Origin of the sequence: Ramlibacter albus (assembly GCF_014297445.1) — a bacterium.
Classification (GTDB): domain Bacteria; phylum Pseudomonadota; class Gammaproteobacteria; order Burkholderiales; family Burkholderiaceae_C; genus Ramlibacter; species Ramlibacter albus.
Map to the genome: position 1 here is coordinate 193,061 of NZ_JACORU010000005.1, position 19,851 is coordinate 212,911.

Genomic DNA, 19,851 nt, shown 5'->3' on the forward strand with positions numbered 1-19,851 from the left:
CTGTAATGGATACCAAGACCCTCGCGCTCATCGTTGTCTGGGGCGCGTTTGCCCTCGGCCTGGTTTTCGGGGCCATCGGGCAGGCCAGCCGCTTCTGCGTGCGCGGCGCCATCGCCGACTACATGGCGTTCGGCGGGGTGGGGCGGCTGGCGGCGTGGCTCGTGGCCATCGGCGTCGGCGCCGTCGGCGTGCAGGTGCTGCTGGCCACCGGGTCGTTCGACGCGGGGCGCGCCCTCTATTGGAGCGAGCGCTTCCCGTGGCCGTCCTACCTCGTGGGCGGCCTGCTTTTCGGTTACGGCATGGTGCTGGCGGGCGGCTGCCCGCAGCGCTGCCTCGTGAAGGCGGGGCAGGGCAACCTGCGCGCCGCTGGAACTTTGGTGGTGGTGGCGATCGGCGCGCTCATGACGCTGCGCGGTGCCTTCGCGCCGCTGCGCGCGAACGCGCTCGACGCGTTCGGCGCGACGCTCGCCGGTCCGCAGGACCTGGGGGGCGTGCTTTCGCGCACCGTCGGCATGTCGGCCGCGGGTTGGCGCTGGGCGATCGCCGTCGCAGTGGCTGCCGCCATCTTGGCGTTCGTGTGGCGCGTGCGCTCACGTGTGCGCACCATCGACTGGGTGGCGGGCGCCGTCGTGGGCCTACTCGTCGCGGCCGCGTTCTTCCTCACCGGTTCCATCGGCTTCGTCGCGGAGCATCCGGAGACCCTGGAGCCCGCGTGGCTCGGCACGCAGTCGCGCCGGCCGGAGGCGTTGTCGTTCTCCGCGCCGATGGGCCACCTGCTGGACCTGCTCACGCTGTGGACGGACAAGAACACGGTGGCCACGTTCGGCGTGATGTTGTCGCTTGGCGTGATGATCGGCGCGTTCGTCAGTGCCAAGTTGCGCGGCGATTTCCAGATCGAGACCTTCCGCACGCCCGGCGACCTGCGCGATCACTCGCTGGGCGGGTTGCTCATGGGCTTCGGCGGCGTGACGGCGCTGGGCTGCTCGATCGGCAACGGCGTGACGGGCCTGGCGATGCTTTCGACCGGCGCGATGCTGGCGATGGTGGGTATCACCGGCGGCGCATGGCTCGCGCTCACGCGCCAACTGAAGCGCGCCGAAGCGCCGGCCGCCGTGACCGCCACTTGAGGCGCAGCGTCGGGCTGTCATCCCGGACTTGATCCGGGATCCATGGTCGGGAGCCATGGATGCCGGGTCGAGCCCGGCATGACGCGCGTCAGGCTCGCTTCGCGGCCGCGGCAGCCGCGGAAAAGTCCCGCGGCCCCGTGAGCGACAGCCCGCCGTCGACGGGAATGATCACCCCGGTGATGTAGCTGCCCCACTCGCTAGCCAGCAGCATTGCCATGCGTGCAATGTCTTCGGTGCGGCCCAGGCGCTTGAGCGGTACACGTGCAGCCATCGCATCCAACGTGTCCGAAGTCGGCGCCAGCCGCTTCAAGCCTTCCGTGTCCGCGATCGGCCCCGGCACGATCGAATTGATGCGCACACCCTGCGGCCCCCACTCGAGCGCCAGTACCTGCGTGAGCATGTCCACGCCCGCCTTCGCCGCGCACACGTGCGCCTGGTAGGGCGTCGGCGTGAAAGCCTGGCTCGCGGAGATCTGCACGATGCAGGCACCCGGCTTGCGCAGGTGCGCGTGCGCAAGGCGCGCGACGTTGAAGCTGCCCAGCAAGTCGATGTCCACCACCGTCTTGAACGCATTGGGCGACATGTCCAGCGCCTGCGCGAGGAAGTTGCCCGCCGCGCCGGAAACGAGGATGTCGATGGGCCCGAACTTCGACGTCGCTTCGCTGAAGGCGGCCTGCAACGCGTCCGGCTGGCGCACGTCGGCGGCGATGCCGATGGCTTGCGCACCGAGCGCCTGCAACTGCTGCGCAGCCGTGGCCACCTTGTCCGCGGAGCGGCTGATCACAGTGAGCTTCGCACCCGCGCGCGCGAACGCCTGCGCGATGCCGAAGTTGATGCCGCTGGAGCCGCCCGCCACGAAGACGTGCCGGCCACTGAAGTCGAAGGGTGTATCCATGCGCGGCAGCTTAGCCCGCCGCGGGCCGCGTACCCATGGCGAAATCGCCCAATCGACTTGGCGGAACGTTCCGCGCGCACAATCGGCCCCAGGCATCACCGCAGTACAGGAGACAAACCCATGCCAAGCCTCGCCCTTCGAGCCGCCGCCGCGTTCATCGTGGCCATTGCCGCGACCGCGGCCGTCTATGCGCAGTCGGCCAAACCGCTGCGGCTGGTGGTGCCGTTCCCGGCGGGCGGCACGGCCGACATCCTGCCGCGTGTACTGGCGGAGAAACTCCGCGCCGCCTATCCCGCCGGTGTCGTGGTCGAGAACAAGACCGGCGCGGGCGGCAATATTGGCGCGGAGTTCGTGGCGAAGGCGGAGAGCGACGGCTCGACCCTGCTCGCATCGCCGCCCGGGCCGATCGCCATCAACAACCACCTCTACAAGAGCCTCACCTTCGACCCCACGAAGTGGGTGCCCGTCACCGTGCTCGCGACGGTGCCGAACGTGCTCGCGGTCAGCAACAAGCTGCCGGTGAACAACCTGCAGGAATTCATTGCGTACGTGAAAGCCCGGCCGGGGCAGGTGAGCTTTGCCTCGCAGGGCAACGGCTCCACCTCGCACCTCACGGCCGGCATGTTCATGGAGATCACGGGCACGAAGATGATCCACGTGCCCTACAAGGGCACCGCGCCGGCGCTGGTGGACCTCGTCGGCGGCCAGGTCGACTGCTTCTTCGACAACATCGCCTCGTCGGCGCCGATGCACACCGGCGGCAAGCTGAAGGTGCTGGCTGTCGCGGACGAGCAGCGCTCCTCGGCGTTGCCCAATGTCCCGACATTCGCGGAGCAGAAGGTCGCAATGAACGCCGTCACGTTCTTCAGCGTCGTGGCCCCGCCCGGCACGCCCGCGGCCGTCGCTGCCGCGCACCAGAAGGCCTTTGCGGCAGCGCTGGCGGACCCGGAGGTGAAGAAGAAGTTCGCCGAGCAGGGCGCCGAGCCGCGCGGCTGGGCGCCGGAGCAGACGGCGCAGTTCATCCGCGCCGAGTCGGACAAGTGGAGCAAGGTGATCCGCTCGGCGAACGTCACGGTCGAGTGACGCTCGCCCGCTTCACGGCGCCGCGGCCGGCCCGGGCACGAACACGTCGCTGAAGAAGTGGCGCGGGTCGAGCCCGCGCTCCTCGACGCAAACCCTTTTCACGGCCGCCACCATCGCCGGGGAGCCGCAGCAATACACCTCGTGGCCGGCCAGCGTGGCAACGTGGCTGCGCACGGCCTCATCGACACGGCCGGTGAACCCTCCGAGTTCGGCGGCATCCGCTGCGTTCTCCAGCGCAGGCACGAACATGAAACCTGGCAGCGCCTTCTTCCACCGGTCCACTGCGGGGAGCAGATACAGCCCGAACCTGTCCCGGCCGCCCCACACGAGCGTGACGGGCCGCTGCACCTTCTTCTTCACCAGGTCGTCCAGCAGCGACTTCACCGGCGCGAACCCGGTGCCGCCCACGACGCAAAGCATCGGTGCGCCCGACTCTTCCTTCAGCTCGAAGTTGCCGAACGGCAGCTCCACCTGCAACGTGTCGCCGGGCTGGAGCCGCGGCACGATGCGGCTGAATTCACCGCCGGCGACGTGGCGCACGTGCAGTTGCAGCGTGTCGCTTTCATGCGGCGGGTTGGCCATGGAGTACGAGCGGCGGCTGCCGTCCGGCAGCGCCAGCTGCAGGTACTGGCCCGCCTTGAACTTCGCGCGTTGTCCGGCGGGCAGGCGCAGCTGCAGCACGCTCACGTCCGGCGCCGCGAGCGTGTTGCGGAACACCTTCACCGTGAAAGTCTTGCGCGCCGACGGGTCCACGCGGTGCCACGCCTGCGGCACGATCTCCAGGTCACCGAGCGGGCGGCATTGGCAGAAGAGGTGTTGCCCCGGCGGCTTCGCTTCGGCGGGCGGGCTGTCCACGTTGCCGGAGGACACGGCCCCCGCGCAGTTGCCGCACACGCCCTTGCGGCAGGAGTAGGGCATCTCGATGCCGGCCTTGAGCGCGGCGTCGAGGATGTTCTCCTCGGGCGGGCAGGCGAAGTGCACGTCGGTGGCGGCGATACGGATGTCGTAGCCCATGTCGCGTCCGATCAGGAGGCCAGCCCCGCCAGCAGGCGGATGCCGCGCAGCAGCGCGTCGGGCCGCGCGATGCCGCGGCCCGCGATGTCCATCGCGCTGCCATGGCCCGTGCTCGCCAGCACGACGTCGCCGCCGATGGAGATCGCACTCGCGCCCTGCGGCGCGAGCAGCTTCACCGGGATGTGGCCCTGGTCGTGCAGCATGGCGACGTACAGGTCGTGCTTGCGGTCGGCGAGCAGCACGTCGGCGCCTTGCGGGCCGGTCACGTCGACGCCCAGTTCTTGCAACCGCCGCGCCGCGGGCAGGACACGCTCGCTGTCCTCCGGCCCGAACAACGTGCCTTCGGAGGCGTGCGGGTTGATGCCGAACAGGCCCACCTTGGGCGACGCGACGCCCAGGAGATTGCACGCGCGAACGCCCGCCTGCGTGGCCGCGACCACCAGCTCCGGTGTGATGCGCGCCAGCGCCGTCGCCACGCTCTCGTGCAACGTGACATGCACGATACGCAACCCGCCGCCGACGAGCATCAGGAACACGCTGTCCTCCGGCTGCCCGCACACGCGCGCAACGAGGGACGGGTAGCCGCTGAACGGGATGCCCGCTTGCGCGATCGCGGTCTCGTGGTGCGGGCCCGCGACCACCGCGTCGAACTCGCCGGCACGGCACGCGTCGATCGCAGCCGTGGCGACCGCCACCGTGCTGCGGCCGGCTTCGGCGTTCACTTCACCCGGCTTGAACGCGGCGGCGGGCAGGTCGCCCGCAGGCCGCAGCTCGACCTCGGCCAGCACGCGCTGCAGCCCGAGCCGTGCAGCGGTATCCGACAGCACAGCGGTCGGCCCGAACAGCGTGGTGCGCACCTGCGCATCGCCGCGCAGCGCATCCAGCGCCTTCAGCGCGATCTCCGGCCCGATCCCGTTCGGGTCGCCAATGGAGACGGCAATCCGGCGCATCACAAGGGCAACGCGAGCAGCGTGTCCGTGACCGTGCTGTCGCACACCGCCACGCGTTCGCTGAGCAGCAGCTTGCCGTCGACCTTGCGAAAGCGGTCGCGGTACTCGCCCGTCGCAAAAACGTGAGTCTCGCCCGTGTGCATGATGCGCGCCACCATGAAGGGCGTGATGGCGGTCGCACTGGTCGCGTCCGCGCTCTCCACCACCGGCATGCCGAGGATATGGCGGTAGCGCTGGCGCTCGTAGATGTTGGCTTCGCGCAGCGCCGCGATGCGGTCCTCCAGCATCGCGCGCGAGTCGGCGTAGACGATGCCGGCGGGCAGGCCTTCCGCCTCGTTCTCGACGTTGGTGATGCGGTAGCTGCAATCCTCCGTGAAGAACGCCGGCCACTGCTCGAGCCTGTCGCTGTCGATGGTGCGCGCGTATTCGGCGTTGAAGGCGCAAAGGCTCAGGAGGTCGACCATGCTCAGGCTCCCATGTGCGCGCGGTACGCTTTCCAGAAACCGCGCACCGAATTCTCCAGCGCGCGGCCCTCGCTGGACCCCACGTCCTCGCCGCCCATCTCGACCACTGCCGCCAGCCCTTCGGCGCCCGCGATGCCGCGCTGCACGAAGCCGCCGACGGCGCCGTCTTCCATCGAGATGAAGCCCGCCGGGCCCACGAGGTTCAGCTGCTTCAGCCGCACCTTCCGCTGCTCGGGCGTGTCGTCGGTGTAGCCGATGTAGGTCCAGTTCAGCTCGGTGCGCTCCTGCGCTTTCGGCAGCACCTGCCGCACGGCCAGGCAGTTCTGGATCTGCTGCAGCACGAAGCCGGGGAACACGGAGAGGATCTGCAGCGTGATGCCGTCGTCGTACTCCTTGAAGCCCTCCAGCAGCGTGGGGTCCTTCAGCCGGTACTGCGCGTCGGAGCGGATGCCCTGGTCCTTGTACGACGCATCGGCCGCGGCCGGGTCGATCATCGAGTAGCTCACGTGGTTGCCGCCGCTCTCGTCGACGATCACGCCGCCCTTTTGCGAGAGGCGGTTCAGCTCGAAGGTGGTGAAGAACAGGTGCAGCAGGCTCGCGTGGTAGCTGTCCTTTACGTTCTCCACGTACAGCTTCCAGTTGTTGGGCAGCGCCTGCGTGAAGCGCCCGATCACTTCCACGGGCTTGTGCAGCACGCGCTCGATGCGCGCGCAGATCTCGTCGCCAAGGTATTCCTCGATGGGCAGCACGTCGTCGCTGAAACTGCCGAAGACAAGACCGCAGAAGGTGGCGATGCGCAGCTTGCGCGGGCTGTGCTCCTCCTTGCAGAAGTCCGGCGGCATGCCTCCCTTGCCCTTCACGCCATTCTCGAAAGCGACGCCGGTGAGGTCGCCCTGCACGTTGTAGCTCCACGCGTGGTACACGCACTGGAAACCCTGTTCCACCTTGCCGGATTTCTCCAGCGCGATCAGCGCGCCGCGGTGCGAGCAGCGGTTCTCGAAACCGTAGATCTCGCCGTCGGTGTCCTTGACGACGACGACGGGCGTGGTGCCGACGAACGTGGTGCGGTAGCTGCCGGGCTCGGGCAGCTCGGCATCCAGGCACAGGTAGTTCCACGTCGCACCGCGGAACAGGCGCTCCTGTTCCAGCTGCGCGAGGCGGGTGTCGGTGTAGAGCCCGTAGGGGATGCGCGTGAGCCCCGGGCCTTGCCAGGCGATGGGTTGTTCCTGCATCACGCGAGTATCCGCTCCCGGCGCACGGCCGGGTGAAGCCGTTTGGCCTACTCGGGCTTGAACCCGATGTCGGCCAGCATCTTCTGCTCGCGCGCGAACTGCGCCTTCGCGTAGGCGAGGTATTCCTCGCCGCCGATCACGTGGGGCTGCATGTCGAACAGCTCCAGCTGGTTCAGGTAGGCCGGGTCGGAGGCCGCCTTGCGGAAGGCGGCGGTCAGGCGCGACGCGATCTTCGGATCGAGGTTCTTCGGCGCCACCAGGCCGACCGGTGACTCGATGACGAGGTCGTAGCCCAGCTCCTTCACCGTCGGCGCGTTGTAGCGCTTGAGGCGCTCGCTCGTGAACGTCGCGAGCAAGCGCACCTTGCCGCCTTGCACCTGCGAGCCGAAGCCCGGGTCGCCATACACGTCGAGGTGCCGGCCGATGACGGCCTGGAAAGCTTCGCTGCCGCCCTTGAACGGCACCATGTTGAACGACGTGCCCGCGGCCTTCGCGAGGCGCTCGCCGTAGATGCGGTTGATGCTGATCGCGCCCACGTTGCCCCAGCTCACGGCGCCGGGCCGCTTCTTCGCATCGGCCAGCAGCTCGGGCAGCGTCTTCCACGAAGCGTCTGCCGCTACGACGATGCCCGTCGTCAGGCCGGCGAGGCCGATCAGGTAGGTGAAGTCCTTGAGCGGGTCCCAGTTCACCTTCTGCACCAGCGGCGCGCGGATCACGGAGTTGTGCATCACCGAGATCGTGTAGCCGTCGGCCTCGTTCATCGTCGCGAGCGTTGCCGTCCCCATCACGCCGCCCGCGCCGGGCTTGTGCATGATGACGATCGGCTGGCCCAGCTCCTTCGCTGCCGCTTCGGACAAGGTGCGGAAGATCGGGTCGAACGAGCCGCCGGGCGGGAAGGGCAGGACGAGCTGGATCGGTTTGCTGGGGAATGGCTGCTGCGCAATCGCGGGGCCGGCGAGCATCACGCCGGCGGCAATGGCGGTCACCGCGGCAAGGGCCGCGCGGCGGGCGAACGGGTTCATTTCGTCTCCTCGGTATTCGTGGGGAAGGGCAGGTAGCGGAAAGTGCCGTGCGCCTGCGCGACGAGCTTGCCGCTCGCATCGGTCACTCGCGCGCGGCACCAGGCGGTGCGGTCGTCGTGGTGTGCTACCTCGCCGTCGGCAACCAGTTGCCCACGGCCGGGCGCGATGAAGTCGGTGTGCAGGTTCAGCGTGACGGCCGTGCGCTGGAAATCGATCCGGGAAACCGCGGCGCTGGCCATCACCACGTCCAGCAGCGTCACGACCACACCACCGTGGAAGCCGCCGATGACGTTGCCCAGCTCGGGCCGCTCGTCCACCACGAGTCGTGCCCGCCCGCCTTCAGAGAACTCGCGCCGCACGCCGAGCAGGTTCGTGAACGGTATCTGGCCGAACATCTCGCGCGGGTCGGCGGCGACGACCGGCTTCATGCGCGGGCCTGCTCGCGCAGCACGTTCTTCAGCACCTTGCCCGCGGCCGAGAGTGGCAGCGCATTGACGAAGGCGATACTGCGCGGGCATTTGTACCCGGCGAGGCGCTCGCGGCACCACGCACGCAGCTCCGTGACCTGCTGCTCGTTGGCCGCCGCGCCCGGCATGAGCACGACGACCGCATGCACGGCCTCGCCCCAGCGCGCATCGGGCACACCGACGACGGCGGCCTGCGCAACCTGCGGGTGCGTGCGCAACGCCGCTTCCACTTCGGCGCAGTACACGTTCTCGCCGCCGCTGATGATCATGTCCTTGAGCCGGTCGACGATGAAGAGGTAGCCGTCGGCGTCCATGCGGCCGGCGTCCCCCGTGCGGAACCAGCCGTCGCGGAAGGCGGCGGCCGTGGCCTCGGGGTTGTTCCAGTAACCGCGCATCACCATCGGGCCGCGCACGACGATCTCGCCGACTTCGCCGCGTGGGCGTTCGTTGCCGCTTTCGTCCACGATGAGGATCTCGGCGCCGAGGCCCGCGCGTCCCACGGAGTTGAGGAGGCGCCGCGCGCCGCGGTGGTTCTCCGGCAGGTTGATGCAGACCGCGCCGGCGGTCTCCGTCAATCCATACGCCTGGAAGAACTCGGCATCGGGCCATGTCTCGAGCGCGCGGTCCAGCAAGTCGGGTGGCATCGGCGCCGCGCCGAAAGCAATGCGGTCCAGCGACTGCACACGCGTCGCGTCGAACCCGGGTTCGTCCAGCAGCGACTGCAGCATCGTCGGCACGACGATCGTGTCCGTGATACGGTGTTCCGCGATCGCTTCCAGCACCGACGCGGGCCGGAACTGCGACATCGTGATGCAGCTGCCACCCACGATGCTTTGGCCCACGAGCCTTCCCAGGCCCGCCACATGAAACAGCGGCGCGACCAGCAGCGACAACGACTGCGGCGAGTTGTTCAGCTCCGCACCGCGTGTCATCGATGCCGTCCAGAAGTTCGCGTGCGACAGCATCACGCCCTTGCTCTTGCCGGTGGTGCCGCCGGTGTAGAGGATCGCGGCCAATGCATCGCCGCCGGTGCGTGTGTCCGGCATCGGTTCGAGCTTCGCGGCTTCGACCGCCAGTCCTGCCAGTGCGTCCGCATCGAGCATCACCGTCGCGCCGCTGTCCTCCAGCGCTTGCTCGCGCTCCGGCGCGGCCCAGCGCGTATTGAGCGGGCACGCCACCGTTCCCATCCACCAGCAGGCGAGGATGGCGATGACGAGGCGGTCGTCGTTGGGCGAGACGATGGCCACGCGGTCGCCGGCGCGGACGCCGCGCTTGGCGAGGGCCGCAGCATGCCGGCCGACGCTTTTGAGCAGCGCCGCCCAGGTATGCCGGCGCACGCCGTCGTCTCCCAGGTGGGTCAGTGCGATTCGCTCGGGGTGCCGCTGCAGCGCGCGCTGCAGGCCTTGCGTGAGGTACATGCCGCGAGGGTAGGGGGCCTCGCGCCCGCCCGGAATGGCGCAAATCGCCAATCGGATTGGCAAAAACTCACGAGCCGTGAGTCGTCCGGTACTCCCCCGGCGCCACACCGGTCCACTGCTTGAACGCGCGATGGAAGGTACTCGCCTCCGAGAACCCGACGCGGTTGGCAATCTCCAGCAGCGGCAGCTGCGACTGCAGCAGGTATTCGATGGCCGCATCGCGCCGCAACTCGTCCTTGATCTGCTGGAACCCGCGCCCCTCCTCGCGCAGCCGCCGCCGCAGCGTCTGCGGCGTGACGGCCAGCGCCTCACCGACTTCCTCCAGCGACGGCAGCTCGCTGCCCAGCCGCTTGCGCAACAGGCGCCGGATGCGGTCGGTGACGCTGCTCGTGTCGCGGTACTTCACGATCAGGTTCGCGGGCGCCGCGGCGAGGAACTCGCGCAGGCTCTGCGGGTTCTGCACCACGGGCAGGTCCAGCCAGTGCGCCTCGAAACTCATGCCCACGTGGGGCTGCCCCTGCCGCACCGGCGCCTGGTACACGCGCGAGGTGTCGGTGGATTGCACGCCGGTCGTGTAGTCCACGCTCAGCACCGGGATGCGCCGCGCCACCAGCCACGACGCCGCGCCGAACGTGAAGAGCATGAAGGCCTTCACCGCGTAGTCGTTCAGCGGCGTGCGCGCCCCCTTGCGCAGGATGAACTGAACGCGGGCCGTGTCGCCTTCGACCATCACGCGGCCGACGAGGTCGTCCACCAGCAGGTCGTAGAACGTGAAGCCCTGGCGCAGCGCCTCGCCCAGCGTCGCGCAACGCACCAGTTGCCGCATGCACTGGCCGAAGCTCCCCGGCCGCACAGGGCGGCTGACCAGCCCCCACAACTCGTCGCGCAATTCGCGGCGCAGCGCGCGGATCAGCAAGCCGTATTGCGTGAGCGACAGCCGTGCGAGCGGCGAGTCCACCAGCGCAGGCGAGATGCCAGCCCGCGCGAGCAAGGGCGCGATGTCGATGCCCCGATGCTGCGCCCCCAGCAGGATGCTGTGCACCTGCTGGATGGCGACGGTATGGTGCGTCGCCGTCATGCGCGCAGCCACTCCTGCAGGCCCGTGCCCACGAGCGAGTACGCACGGCCGAAGCCGGCCACGAGCCGCGCGGAGACCGGCGAGAGCGCGAAGACGTCGAAATCGCCCAGCTCGAACATCTGCGTGGCGTCGGGGAAGCGGGCCAGGTACTGCCGCTTCGCCTCCTCGTACGCAGGCGTCGATTTCGGGACCACTACCGCATCCGCCTGCAGGCTCACGCGCGGCAGCGCCTGCGGCTCCCATGGGCCGGACGTGTCCGCCGTCACCAGCACGCCCACGCGCGGGTGTTCGAGCATGTCGCGCGTGTGCGTGGCCAGCCCGCTCACGTGGATGAGCAGGGCCGTGCCGCCTTCGGGTAATACGAAGGGCACCATCGAGACCGCGGGCTCGCCCTTGTGCAAGGTGGCGAGCGCGGCGACCGGCCGCTCGGCGAGCAGGGTGCGCAACAGGCGCGAAGTGTCGGCGTCCATGACGTGGATTGTCACCTCGTCGGCACGCGAATCGGATACGTCCTACATCCGCAGCGGATCAGCTTGGGGCACCATGTGCGGAACCTGCGATTGCATGCACATGTCCGAAAAATTCTCGCTGCGCGAACACACGGCCCCCTTGTGGGCGGATTACGACGCGGCGATCGCGGACGAAACGGTGGCCTTCAACGACTTGCAGTCCGCGATCCTGCGCGACCTCTCGCTCGAAGAGAAGCGCGAGCTGCGCACCGACGCCCGCCTGCGCCTGCGCGCCGCGGCGAGCCGCAAGATGGCCGCGCACCGCGCCTTGATGAAGCGCCTGACTGCGCACCGCCCGCGCTGACTCACGCTTCGGCCAGTTCCTGCGCCGCCGGCTCCTCGCCGAGGTAGCCGCCGCTCTGGTGCGCCCACAGGCGTGCATAGAGCCCGCCGCGCGCCAGCAGCGTGCGGTGGTCGCCTTCCTCCACGATGCGGCCCTGGTTCAGCACGATCAGCCGGTCCAGTGCCGCGATGGTGGAGAGCCGGTGCGCGATGGCGATCACCGTCTTGCCCTGCATCAGCTGGTGCAGGCTGGCCTGGATGGCGGCCTCGACCTCGGAGTCGAGCGCGCTCGTGGCTTCGTCCAGCAGCAGGATGGGCGCGTCCTTGAGCATCACGCGGGCGATGGCGATGCGCTGGCGCTGCCCGCCCGAAAGCTTGACGCCTCGCTCGCCCACCTGCGCGTCGTAGCCGCGGCGGCCCTTGGGGTCGGTGAGCTGCGCGACGAAGTCGTGCGCCTGCGCCCGGCGCGCGGCGGCGAGCATGTCGTCCTCGGTCGCACCGGGGCGGCCGTAGGTGATGTTGTCGCGCACGGACCGGTGCAGCAGCGACGTGTCCTGCGTGACCATGCCGATGTTCGCGCGCAGGCTGTCCTGGGTGACGTGCGCGATGTCCTGCCCGTCGATGAGGATGCGCCCGCCGTCCACGTCGTAGAAGCGCAGCAGCAGGTTGACCAGCGTGGACTTGCCCGCGCCCGAGCGGCCGATCAGGCCCACTTTCTCGCCCGGGCGAACGACGAGGTTGAAGTCCTGCAGCACGGGCGTCTTGCCGCCGTAGGCGAAGTCGACGCGGTCGAACTTCACTTCACCGCGCGTCACCTGCAGCGGGCGGGCATCGGCCGCGTCCACCACCTGCCGGCGCTTCGTCAGCGTGGCGATGCCGTCCTGCACCGTGCCCACGTTCTCGAACATGCCGGCCAGCGACCACATCACCCAATGCGACAGGCCGCTGATGCGCAGCGCCATCGCCGTCACGGCGGCCAGCGCGCCCGGCCCCACGGCGCCCAGGCCCCACAGCCAGAGCGACTGCCCCACGGCGCCGAGGACGAGCAGGACAACCAGCGTGTGGTTGATGATCTCGAATTGCGTGATCAGCCGGTTCTGCTCCATCCCGATCTCTCCCGACTCCGCCAGCGCCTGCCGCAGGAACACCGACTCGCGCTGCGTGTGCGAGAACAGCTTCACCGTCGTGATGTTGGAGTACGCGTCCGCGATGCGGCCGGTGACGACCGCCTTGGAGTCCGCGTACTCCTTGCCGATGCGCGCGAGGCGCGGCACGAAGTACGCGGTGGACACGCCGTACAGCGCCAGCCACACCACGAAGGGCAGCATCAGCCGCGTGTCGAAAGCGGCGGCCAGGGCGATGAAGGTGACGAAGTAGACGCCGATGCCGATGATCACTTCCACCGTGGTGAAGATCACTTCGCGCACCGCCAGCCCGGTCTGCATCACCTTGGTGGTGATGCGCCCCGCGAACTCGTCGGCGTAGAAGGCCATGCTCTGGCCGAGCATCAGCCGGTGGAAATTCCAGCGCAGGCGGAAGGGGAAGTTCATCGCGAGCGTCTGGCGCTTGAGGAAGGCTTCCAGCGCGATCACGCCGATGCTCAGGCCGAGCACGACCGCGAACCACGTGAGCTCATCGCCGTGACGGGCCAGGAAGTCTTCGGCGGGAGTCTTCGATGCCCAGTCCACCACACGGCCGAGCACGGAGAACAGCCACGCCTCGAACCCGGAGACCAGCGCGCTCAGGAAAGCCAGCGCGACGATGTAGCTGCGCAGGCCCTCGGTGCAGGCCCACATGAACGAGAAGAAGCCGCTCGGCGGTTGCGCCGGCTCGGCTTCCGGGTACGGGTGGAGGAGTCGTTCGAAAAGGCGAAACAAGCCGACATCATCGCAGACGCCGCAGCGCTAACCTGTCAGGTGCAACTCACCCGGGAGACCACGACATGCAGGAAAAATCCGCCGACCAGCACCCCCTTTCCGACCTCGCCTACGACTGGATCACCCTCATCCAGAACAAGGCCCAGGCGCTGATGGCCTACGACCAGTACATCAAGGACGCCGAGAAGGCCAACTCGCCCGAGTGCGTCGCCTTCTTCCGCAAGGTGCACGACGCCGACAAGGCGCAGCTGGCCGAGGCCAAGCAGCACCTCGTCGCGGTGCTGCAGGGCAAGATGGGCGGCGGCTAACCGACGTCCACGGTCACTTTCAGGAAAGTAGCCGACACGAGCGTCGTGTTCGGGTACTGGCTCTGGTTCTGCGACGCGAAGAGCTGCGCCAGCTCGCGGCGCAGGTCGTCCGCGCGGCCCTGCTGCGCGGCGGCCTCGAACGCCTTGATCGTGGGCCCGTAGAACTGGCGGAACAGGTCCGCGAACTCCTCGGGCGCGCCCTTGTAGTCGAACACCCAGGTGTCGCGCTCCCAGCGGATCGCTTCGTCGGCGATGCCCACCGCCGCAAAACGCTCCAGGATGTGCGGCGTCGAGCCCCACGTCATCGGGCTGACGAAGCCCTCGGGCGGCGGCGGCGTGTAGGCCGAGCAGGTCTTGAGGATCTGCGCCACCAGCGTCGGGTCGCCGGGGATCCAGTTGCCCATCACGATGCGCCCGCCCGGCCGCGTCACGCGCACCATCTCGCGCGCCACGTCGAAGGGCCGCGGCGCGAACATCGCACCGAACACGCTGAGCACCAGGTCGAAGCTCTTGTTCTCGATGCCGCGCAGGTCGCTCGCGTCGCCTTCGAGGAAGACGCAGTTCGCCCCGAGCGCCGCTTGCGCCGCCCGGCGGTTGCCGGCCGCGACCAGGTTGGCCGCGATGTCGACGCCGGTCACCCGCGCGCCCAGCTTGGCCGCCGGGATCGCGGTGGTGCCGTCGCCGCAACCGAGGTCCAGCACCTGCATGCCGGGCTCGATGCCGGCGTGCCGCACGAAGTCCTCGCCGCTTTCGCGCATGGCCTCGGCGATGCGGGTGAAGTCGCCGAGCTCCCACAGGGCCTTGTTCGCGTTCATGCGCCCACCTTCGCCTTCATGTGGTCGATGACGTGCGTGTGCTCGTGCTGCGGGCTGAACATCACGACGTCGGCGTCCTCCTCCACCTTCACGTTGTGGCCGGGCGGCCAGTAGAAGAGGTCGTTCGCCTTCACCGTCTCCTGCGCGCCGGCCGCGTCGGTGGTGGTGATGCGGCCGCGCAGCACGAAGCCCCAGTGCGGGCACTGGCAGAGGTTGCCGTGCAGGCCCTCGAACAGCGGCGTGGTGTCCACGCCGGCCGCGAGGCTGAAGTACTCGCCGCTGATCTTGCCGAGCCCGGTGGCGTCGCCAAAGTCGAGCTGCTGGCGCAGCACGGCACCCGGGATCTGCATCTTGATGTCCACGTCGTCCTTGGCCAAATGCATTTCAAACTCCTTGTTGCGGGGTGTTTCAGTTGGAGCCCATCCGTGGCCCACCCCGGCGGCGGCGAACGGCATACTCGCTGGCAATGTTCCGCGGCAGGCGTTCCTCGAACGTTCCCGGAACGGAGGGCACCCATGTCGTTGCACCAGGTCCCGCCGGCGCCGCCGGTTGCGATCCGCCTGCTCGGCCGCTTCAGCGTGAGCGTGGGCGGCGACGCGCCGCACACCGCGCCCGGCCGGCGCGCGGCCGAGCTGGTGCAGCTGCTCAGCCTGCAGCCGCAGCGCAGCCTGCGCAACGAGCAGGTCGTGGAGGCGCTGTGGCCGCACCTGCTGCCCGAGGCCGGCAGCGCCAACCTGCGCAAGGCGGCGCACCATGCCCGGCAGTTCGTCGGCGCGCCGGGCGCGCTGGTGCTGCGCGGCGGGTGCGTGCTGCTGTTGCCCGAAACCCCTGTCGATTGCGACGCGCAATGCTTCGAGCGCGCGGCCGACGAAGCGCTGGCCGCCGGGGACGCGCAGGCGTGCAAGGCGGCCGCGCGCCTGTACACGGGCGAGCTGTTGCCCGAGTCCCGCTACGAGGCCTGGACCGAGGAGCCGCGGCAGCGCCTGCGCGAGAAGCACCTGCGCCTGCTGCGCGCGGCCGGCGACCTGGAGGCGCTGGTGCGCGAAGACCCCACCGACGAAGACGCGCACGTGCAGCTGATGCGCGAGGAGCTGGCCGCGGGCCGGCGCTCGTCGGCGCTGCGCTGGTGGGGCCACTTGCGAGATCACTTGCAGGGGCTGGGGCTGCGGCCGGGCCCGCACGCGGAAGCCGTGTACCGCGAGTGCGTGGCGGGCCTGCAAGGCACGGCGCCGCGCTTCGTCGGCCGCGCGCTGGAGCTCGTGCGGGTGCTGGGCCTGCTGCGCTCCAGCCTCGCGGGACAACCCGGCGGCGCGATCGTGCGTGCGCCTGCGGGCATGGGCAAGACTGCCTTCTGCCGCCGAGTGATGGAAGAAGCGCGGGGCCTCGGCTGGCAGGTGCGCGCGCTGCAGGCGGGCGACTGGACGCGGCCGTACGGGATCGCGGCCGACCTCGTGCAGCCCCTGCTGCAGGAGTTGCCCGATGCTGCGCAGGCGATCGGCGCACCCGCTCACACCGTCCTTACCGCGATCAGCGCGCATGGCGGGACGCTCCCGCTTCCCCTCCCGCTCGGCCGCCACCAGGTGGTCGGCGCACTTCGCAGGCTGTTGCTCGCGACGTCCGGCGACAAACCGGTACTGCTGGTGGTGGACGATGCGCACGCGGCCGACGACGCCAGTGCCGAAGCGCTGGTGCAGCTGGTGGCAAGCGGGCCGCCGGTCTTCGTGCTGTTCGCTTGCCGGACCGTGTTGCCGCCGGTGCTGGCGCAGCACGTCGAGCGGATGGTGCGCAGCCGGCAACTGGAGGCGCTGGAGCTCGGGCCGCTGGCCGAGGACGAGGCGGCGCTGCTGGCAACGCGCGTCTCGTCGCAAGCGCTGGCACCCGAAGCGGCGGCGCGGATCGCGCGGCTCGGCGAAGGCCATCCCTTCGCGGTGGTGGAGCTGGCGCAATCCGGTGAGACAGCAGCGGTGGCGGCGGCCATTGCGCAGCGCCTGTGCGACGTCGACGCGGACTCGATGGATGCGATGCGGCGCCTCGCGATCGCCGCGGAGTCGTTCGACGTGGCCACGGCGGTTGCATTGGCGGCGGACGACGCGGTGGACGCTGGTGCGCTCGCCCGTCCCGGGGCGGCGGTTCGCGCCGACCCGCTCGCCCGGCTCGATGCAGCGCTGGCTTGCGGCGTGCTCGTCGTGTCGCGCGGCCGCTATCGCTTCCGCCACGCCCTCGTGCGGCAGGCGCTGGTGGACGCGGTCGCGCCGCACCGCCGGATCGCCCTGCACCGCGAGGTGGCCACGCGGCTGCAGCAGGCGGGCGCCGCGCCGGGCCTCGTCGGCCAACACTGGCTGGCGGCAGGCGACGTGGAGCGCGCGAGTGCGTTCTCGGTGGCGGCCGCGCGCCACGCGTTCGCGCTCGGCGCCTACGAGGACGTGCTGCGGCACGTCGAGCCGCTGCTCGCGAACGGTCCTGTGTGGCCCGAGCGGCCGGCGCAGCGCCCCGCAGGGCCCGAAGCGCCCGCGCTGCGCGCCGCCCGGGTCGAGGCGCTCGCCTTGCGAGCCGAGTCGCTCGACGCACTCGCGCGCCCCGGTACGCTCGCGGCGTACGACGCGGCAGCCGACGTCGCGCCGCACGAGCACGCCCAGGAGCTGCGCGCCAAGCGCGCGCTGGCGCAGGTGAAGATGAGCGACCCGCCGGGTGCGCTGGCCTACCTGAAGGACGTGCACCCGACGACACTCGCCGGCCGCGTGGCCGAAGCGCTGGCCTACAGCGGCGCGGCCGCGCTCGGCTTCGGCGACCCGGCCGAAGGCTCGCGGCGTGCGGCCGAAGTGCGGCGCCTGGCCATGGAAAGCGGCGATGAAGGCGCGCTGGTCATCGCGTCATGGGCGCAGGCCGCGGCCGCGCACGCGCGCGGCGACCTGCACGGCAGCGTGTGGGCCGACCTGCGCGAGACCAGCCACCTGCCGCAGCTGGCCGTGCGCGTGTTCGACGGGCACCTGTGCATCACGCAGCGCTTCCTTTATGGCTCGCGGCCGTATGCAGACGTGATCGCGTTCGCGGATTCGCTGGCGGCCGAGGCGCAGCGGCTGGGCGCGGCGCGAGGTGAAGCCTTCGCGACCACGCTGCGGGGCGAAGCGCGGCTCCTGAGCGGCCAGCTCGACGCGGCCGAGGTGGACCTGGTCGCGGGCGGGCGCATGCACCGCGCCATCGGCGGCGCGACCGGCGAGGCACTGTCGCTGCAGCGGCGCGCCGAGCTCGCGATGCATCGCGGCCGCATGGACCACGCCCGCGGCCTGCTGGGCGAGGCGCTCGACGTGGCGCGGCAGTCGGACGTGGGCTTCCATCTGCTGGACCGGATCTACGGCACGCGCATCGCGCTGGCGCGGGACCCCGAGGCGGCCGTGTGCGTCGTCGAGGAGGCGCAGGCGGCGGTGCGGGGGCCGCTGGAGACTTGCCCCGGTTGCCGGATCACGTTCGCGATCCCGGCGACCATCGCCGCGGCGCGGGCGCGCGAGATGACGCTGGCGAGCAGCCACGAGCAGGCTTCGGACTACCTGGCCAACGTCGTGATGAAGCTGCCCGCGTGGTACGCGGCGCTGCACGAGGCCCGCGCCCACATCGCACTGGCATCGGGCGACGCCTCGGCCGCGAAGGAAAAGTTCGCCGCCGCGGCGCAGGGTTTCCGCGCCAGCGGGCAGCCGCTGGACGAACTGCGCTGCGCCTCGCTGGCGGCGCCTTAGAGCACCAGGCTCACGGCCAGCACGACGAGCGCGAGGCCCATCGCGCCGTTGAACACGCGCAGCGCGAGCGGCGAGCCGAGGAAGCGGCCGATGGCCACGCCGAAGAGTGCCCACACCGAGATCAGCGGGAAGCCGACCACGATCCCGATGGCGGCGACCAGCAGCGCGCCTTGCAGCGCGCCGAAGTCCGCGGGCATGAACATCGTGGCGATGGTGGCGGCCTTCATCCACGTCTTGGGGTTGACCACCTGGAACATCGCGCCTTCGGTGAACGACAGCGGCGTGGCCGCAGCACTGCCGCGCTGCACGCTGGCGCCTGCGAGCTTCCACGCGAGCCACACGAGGTACAGCGCGCCGACGATCTTCAGCGCGCCGTGCAGCGCCGGAAACCGCTGGAACACCACGCCGAGCCCGAGGCACACCACCACCGTGAGCACCGCCGCGCCGATGTTGATGCCCAGCATGTGCGGCAGCGTGCGGCGGTACCCGAAGTTGGCGCCCGACGCGGCGAGCATCACGTTGTTGGGCCCGGGCGTGCCGGACATGAGGGCGCAGTAGGTGGCAAGCGGGAGCAGGCTTTCGGCAGGCATGCTGCAACCGTAGCGCGCTGCGCGCGCCGCCACCGGTACATACACCCGCCCGCTGTGCTATCGAAACGGGCAGTACAGCGAGCGTGCTACTTCGTCCAGGCCGGGAACGCGGCGAGCAGCGGGATGTCGCGCGGGTCGTGCTGGATGATCAGCTTGGCCTTGAGGTTCTTCTCGATCTGCTTGACGCGGTCGATGGTGGCCAGGGTCTGCGCGCGGTCGAAGTTGAAGCCGGGGACGCCGGCATTCTCGTAGTTCTCGCGGAAGTGCACGAGGTCGCCGCTCAGGATGACCGGGCCCTTGTCCTTCAGGCGCACCAGCAGCGCCTGGTGCCCCGGCGTGTGGCCGGGCGCGCGCAGGATGACGACCGAGCCGTCGCCGAAGACGTCCTTGTCGGCGCTCTGCGGCTCCACCTTGCCGCCGCCGGTGAGCCAGTGGCGAAAGCCCCCGACGTTGGCGCCCGCCATCGGGCTGGCGGCGGTGAGCGCCGCCCACTCGAGCGCGCCGATCAGCAGCGTCGCGCCCGGCAGCGAACCGAGCTGCCCCGTGTGGTCCGCGTGGAAGTGGCTGATGCCGACGTACTTCACCTGCTCGGGCTTCACGTTCAGCCGCGCCATCTGGTCCACGAGCGACACCTGCGGTGCATTCGGGTTGGAGCCGGGCGCGAAGCCCGTGTCCCACACCATGTAGTCGTCCCCGTGCCTGATGACGTAGCAGCTGAAGGTGAAGGGCACGCTCGGGTTGTTGTACGCGAAGGTGTCGGTGAAGCGGCGCTGGTCGTTGTTGCCGGTGCCGCAGTCCAGGCGCGCGATGGACACTTCGGCGGCGGGCTGCTGCGCCGAGGCGGCCAACACGGTGAAGGAGGCGGCAGCGAGCAGGGCGCGGGCGATCCGGTGCATGGACTCTTCTCCTGGGTTGTGGTTGTGGCCATGAGTTTGCGCGAAAGCATTCACCGCACATTGGGGAACACCCTGAGCCGCGTTTCGCGTAAG

The 19,851-nt window shown here is 69.9% G+C and carries 20 protein-coding genes; 5 read left to right on the forward strand and 15 right to left on the reverse strand.

The genetic code is table 11. From position 1 onward, the window contains the following. Nucleotides 1-5: 5 nt before the first annotated feature. Entirely contained in the window at nt 6-1,127 is a 1,122-nt protein-coding gene (locus H8R02_RS15135; RefSeq protein WP_187082273.1) for a YeeE/YedE family protein, read from the forward strand. 88 nt (nt 1,128-1,215) lie between these two features. On the opposite strand, the gene H8R02_RS15140 is transcribed toward H8R02_RS15135, so the two are convergent. Further along, nucleotides 1,216-2,022 carry an SDR family oxidoreductase gene (locus tag H8R02_RS15140; RefSeq protein ID WP_187082274.1) on the reverse strand — a complete coding sequence of 269 codons (807 nt, stop codon included), beginning with the start codon at nt 2,020-2,022 and terminating at the stop codon, nt 1,216-1,218. A gap of 120 nt (nt 2,023-2,142) precedes the next feature. Here H8R02_RS15140 and H8R02_RS15145 point away from each other — a divergent pair, with 120 nt between their 5' ends. Then, the gene (locus tag H8R02_RS15145) at nt 2,143-3,105 is read left to right on the forward strand and encodes a Bug family tripartite tricarboxylate transporter substrate binding protein (protein WP_187082275.1); all 963 of its coding nucleotides are present in this window, start codon (nt 2,143-2,145) and stop codon (nt 3,103-3,105) included. 12 nt (nt 3,106-3,117) lie between these two features. On the opposite strand, the gene H8R02_RS15150 is transcribed toward H8R02_RS15145, so the two are convergent. The 9 genes from H8R02_RS15150 to H8R02_RS15190 form a co-directional block, all read right to left on the reverse strand. After that, nucleotides 3,118-4,119 carry a 2Fe-2S iron-sulfur cluster-binding protein gene (locus H8R02_RS15150; protein ID WP_187082276.1) on the reverse strand — a complete coding sequence of 334 codons (1,002 nt, stop codon included), beginning with the start codon at nt 4,117-4,119 and terminating at the stop codon, nt 3,118-3,120. 11 nt (nt 4,120-4,130) lie between these two features. Further along, complete coding sequence (locus tag H8R02_RS15155) at nt 4,131-5,069, reverse strand: PdxA family dehydrogenase (protein WP_187082277.1); 939 nt, start codon at nt 5,067-5,069, stop codon at nt 4,131-4,133. Further along, nucleotides 5,069-5,533, reverse strand: a complete 465-nt coding sequence (locus H8R02_RS15160; RefSeq protein WP_187082278.1) for an aromatic-ring-hydroxylating dioxygenase subunit beta — start codon at nt 5,531-5,533, stop codon at nt 5,069-5,071. The genes H8R02_RS15155 and H8R02_RS15160 overlap by 1 nt, the downstream gene beginning before the upstream one ends. Nucleotides 5,534-5,535: 2 nt before the next feature. Further along, nucleotides 5,536-6,765, reverse strand: a complete 1,230-nt coding sequence (locus tag H8R02_RS15165; RefSeq protein ID WP_187082279.1) for an aromatic ring-hydroxylating dioxygenase subunit alpha — start codon at nt 6,763-6,765, stop codon at nt 5,536-5,538. A gap of 47 nt (nt 6,766-6,812) precedes the next feature. Then, nucleotides 6,813-7,787, reverse strand: a complete 975-nt coding sequence (locus H8R02_RS15170; protein WP_187082280.1) for a tripartite tricarboxylate transporter substrate binding protein — start codon at nt 7,785-7,787, stop codon at nt 6,813-6,815. After that, entirely contained in the window at nt 7,784-8,215 is a 432-nt protein-coding gene (locus tag H8R02_RS15175; protein WP_187082281.1) for a PaaI family thioesterase, read from the reverse strand. Before H8R02_RS15175 ends, H8R02_RS15170 begins: the two co-directional genes overlap by 4 nt. Beyond that, nucleotides 8,212-9,672 (reverse strand): class I adenylate-forming enzyme family protein, encoded by a 1,461-nt coding sequence (locus H8R02_RS15180; protein ID WP_187082282.1) that lies wholly within the window; start codon nt 9,670-9,672, stop codon nt 8,212-8,214. Before H8R02_RS15180 ends, H8R02_RS15175 begins: the two co-directional genes overlap by 4 nt. A 67-nt stretch (nt 9,673-9,739) precedes the next feature. Continuing rightward, on the reverse strand, nt 9,740-10,750 hold the full coding sequence (locus tag H8R02_RS15185) for an AraC family transcriptional regulator (protein WP_187082283.1): 1,011 nt from the start codon (nt 10,748-10,750) through the stop codon (nt 9,740-9,742). Then, nucleotides 10,747-11,220, reverse strand: coding sequence for a HugZ family pyridoxamine 5'-phosphate oxidase (locus tag H8R02_RS15190; RefSeq protein WP_187082284.1), 474 nt, complete (start codon nt 11,218-11,220; stop codon nt 10,747-10,749). The genes H8R02_RS15185 and H8R02_RS15190 overlap by 4 nt, the downstream gene beginning before the upstream one ends. 100 nt (nt 11,221-11,320) lie before the next feature. Between H8R02_RS15190 and H8R02_RS15195 the strand changes: the two genes are divergently transcribed. Further along, complete coding sequence (locus H8R02_RS15195) at nt 11,321-11,563, forward strand: hypothetical protein (RefSeq protein WP_187082285.1); 243 nt, start codon at nt 11,321-11,323, stop codon at nt 11,561-11,563. Between the two features lies 1 nt (nt 11,564). Here the strand turns inward: H8R02_RS15195 and H8R02_RS15200 are convergent, their stop codons facing one another. After that, on the reverse strand, nt 11,565-13,418 hold the full coding sequence (locus tag H8R02_RS15200; RefSeq protein WP_187082286.1) for an ABC transporter ATP-binding protein: 1,854 nt from the start codon (nt 13,416-13,418) through the stop codon (nt 11,565-11,567). Nucleotides 13,419-13,483: 65 nt separating this feature from the next. On the opposite strand from H8R02_RS15200, the gene H8R02_RS15205 reads away from it, so the two are divergent. Then, nucleotides 13,484-13,726: a hypothetical protein gene (locus H8R02_RS15205; protein WP_187082287.1), complete on the forward strand. Its 243-nt coding sequence runs from the start codon at nt 13,484-13,486 to the stop codon at nt 13,724-13,726. Here H8R02_RS15205 and H8R02_RS15210 read toward each other — a convergent pair. Both H8R02_RS15210 and H8R02_RS15215 read right to left on the reverse strand, forming a co-directional pair. Further along, a complete protein-coding gene (locus H8R02_RS15210; protein ID WP_187082288.1) occupies nt 13,723-14,541 on the reverse strand; it encodes a class I SAM-dependent methyltransferase in 819 nt (272 codons plus the stop codon). The two genes, H8R02_RS15205 and H8R02_RS15210, sit on opposite strands and share 4 nt — an antisense overlap. After that, a complete protein-coding gene (locus H8R02_RS15215) occupies nt 14,538-14,924 on the reverse strand; it encodes a cupin domain-containing protein (RefSeq protein ID WP_187082289.1) in 387 nt (128 codons plus the stop codon). The genes H8R02_RS15210 and H8R02_RS15215 overlap by 4 nt, the downstream gene beginning before the upstream one ends. 132 nt (nt 14,925-15,056) lie before the next feature. Between H8R02_RS15215 and H8R02_RS15220 the strand changes: the two genes are divergently transcribed. After that, the gene (locus tag H8R02_RS15220) at nt 15,057-18,272 is read left to right on the forward strand and encodes an ATP-binding protein (RefSeq protein WP_187082290.1); all 3,216 of its coding nucleotides are present in this window, start codon (nt 15,057-15,059) and stop codon (nt 18,270-18,272) included. On the opposite strand, the gene H8R02_RS15225 is transcribed toward H8R02_RS15220, so the two are convergent. Together H8R02_RS15225 and H8R02_RS15230 are read right to left on the reverse strand one after the other, a co-directional pair. Beyond that, entirely contained in the window at nt 18,269-18,862 is a 594-nt protein-coding gene (locus tag H8R02_RS15225; protein ID WP_187082291.1) for a LysE family translocator, read from the reverse strand. The two genes, H8R02_RS15220 and H8R02_RS15225, sit on opposite strands and share 4 nt — an antisense overlap. Nucleotides 18,863-18,948: 86 nt before the next feature. Next, the gene (locus tag H8R02_RS15230; protein ID WP_187082292.1) at nt 18,949-19,758 is read right to left on the reverse strand and encodes an N-acyl homoserine lactonase family protein; all 810 of its coding nucleotides are present in this window, start codon (nt 19,756-19,758) and stop codon (nt 18,949-18,951) included. Nucleotides 19,759-19,851 lie beyond the last annotated feature (93 nt).

Excerpts from the sequence above, each read along its gene's own strand:
- H8R02_RS15155 (WP_187082277.1), bottom strand. The coding sequence starts at position 5,069 with ATGCGCCGGATTGCCGTCTCCATTGGCGACCCGAACGGGATCGGGCCG.
- H8R02_RS15160 (WP_187082278.1), bottom strand. The coding sequence starts at position 5,533 with ATGGTCGACCTCCTGAGCCTTTGCGCCTTCAACGCCGAATACGCGCGC.
- H8R02_RS15210 (WP_187082288.1), bottom strand. The coding sequence starts at position 14,541 with ATGAACGCGAACAAGGCCCTGTGGGAGCTCGGCGACTTCACCCGCATC.
- H8R02_RS15215 (WP_187082289.1), bottom strand. The coding sequence starts at position 14,924 with ATGCATTTGGCCAAGGACGACGTGGACATCAAGATGCAGATCCCGGGT.
- H8R02_RS15225 (WP_187082291.1), bottom strand. The coding sequence starts at position 18,862 with ATGCCTGCCGAAAGCCTGCTCCCGCTTGCCACCTACTGCGCCCTCATG.
- H8R02_RS15140 (WP_187082274.1), bottom strand. The coding sequence starts at position 2,022 with ATGGATACACCCTTCGACTTCAGTGGCCGGCACGTCTTCGTGGCGGGC.
- H8R02_RS15195 (WP_187082285.1), top strand. The coding sequence starts at position 11,321 with ATGTCCGAAAAATTCTCGCTGCGCGAACACACGGCCCCCTTGTGGGCG.
- H8R02_RS15175 (WP_187082281.1), bottom strand. The coding sequence starts at position 8,215 with ATGAAGCCGGTCGTCGCCGCCGACCCGCGCGAGATGTTCGGCCAGATA.
- H8R02_RS15230 (WP_187082292.1), bottom strand. The coding sequence starts at position 19,758 with ATGCACCGGATCGCCCGCGCCCTGCTCGCTGCCGCCTCCTTCACCGTG.
- H8R02_RS15170 (WP_187082280.1), bottom strand. The coding sequence starts at position 7,787 with ATGAACCCGTTCGCCCGCCGCGCGGCCCTTGCCGCGGTGACCGCCATT.
- H8R02_RS15180 (WP_187082282.1), bottom strand. The coding sequence starts at position 9,672 with ATGTACCTCACGCAAGGCCTGCAGCGCGCGCTGCAGCGGCACCCCGAG.
- H8R02_RS15150 (WP_187082276.1), bottom strand. The coding sequence starts at position 4,119 with ATGGGCTACGACATCCGTATCGCCGCCACCGACGTGCACTTCGCCTGC.
- H8R02_RS15185 (WP_187082283.1), bottom strand. The coding sequence starts at position 10,750 with ATGACGGCGACGCACCATACCGTCGCCATCCAGCAGGTGCACAGCATC.
- H8R02_RS15145 (WP_187082275.1), top strand. The coding sequence starts at position 2,143 with ATGCCAAGCCTCGCCCTTCGAGCCGCCGCCGCGTTCATCGTGGCCATT.
- H8R02_RS15190 (WP_187082284.1), bottom strand. The coding sequence starts at position 11,220 with ATGGACGCCGACACTTCGCGCCTGTTGCGCACCCTGCTCGCCGAGCGG.
- H8R02_RS15205 (WP_187082287.1), top strand. The coding sequence starts at position 13,484 with ATGCAGGAAAAATCCGCCGACCAGCACCCCCTTTCCGACCTCGCCTAC.
- H8R02_RS15220 (WP_187082290.1), top strand. The coding sequence starts at position 15,057 with ATGTCGTTGCACCAGGTCCCGCCGGCGCCGCCGGTTGCGATCCGCCTG.
- H8R02_RS15135 (WP_187082273.1), top strand. The coding sequence starts at position 6 with ATGGATACCAAGACCCTCGCGCTCATCGTTGTCTGGGGCGCGTTTGCC.
- H8R02_RS15165 (WP_187082279.1), bottom strand. The coding sequence starts at position 6,765 with ATGCAGGAACAACCCATCGCCTGGCAAGGCCCGGGGCTCACGCGCATC.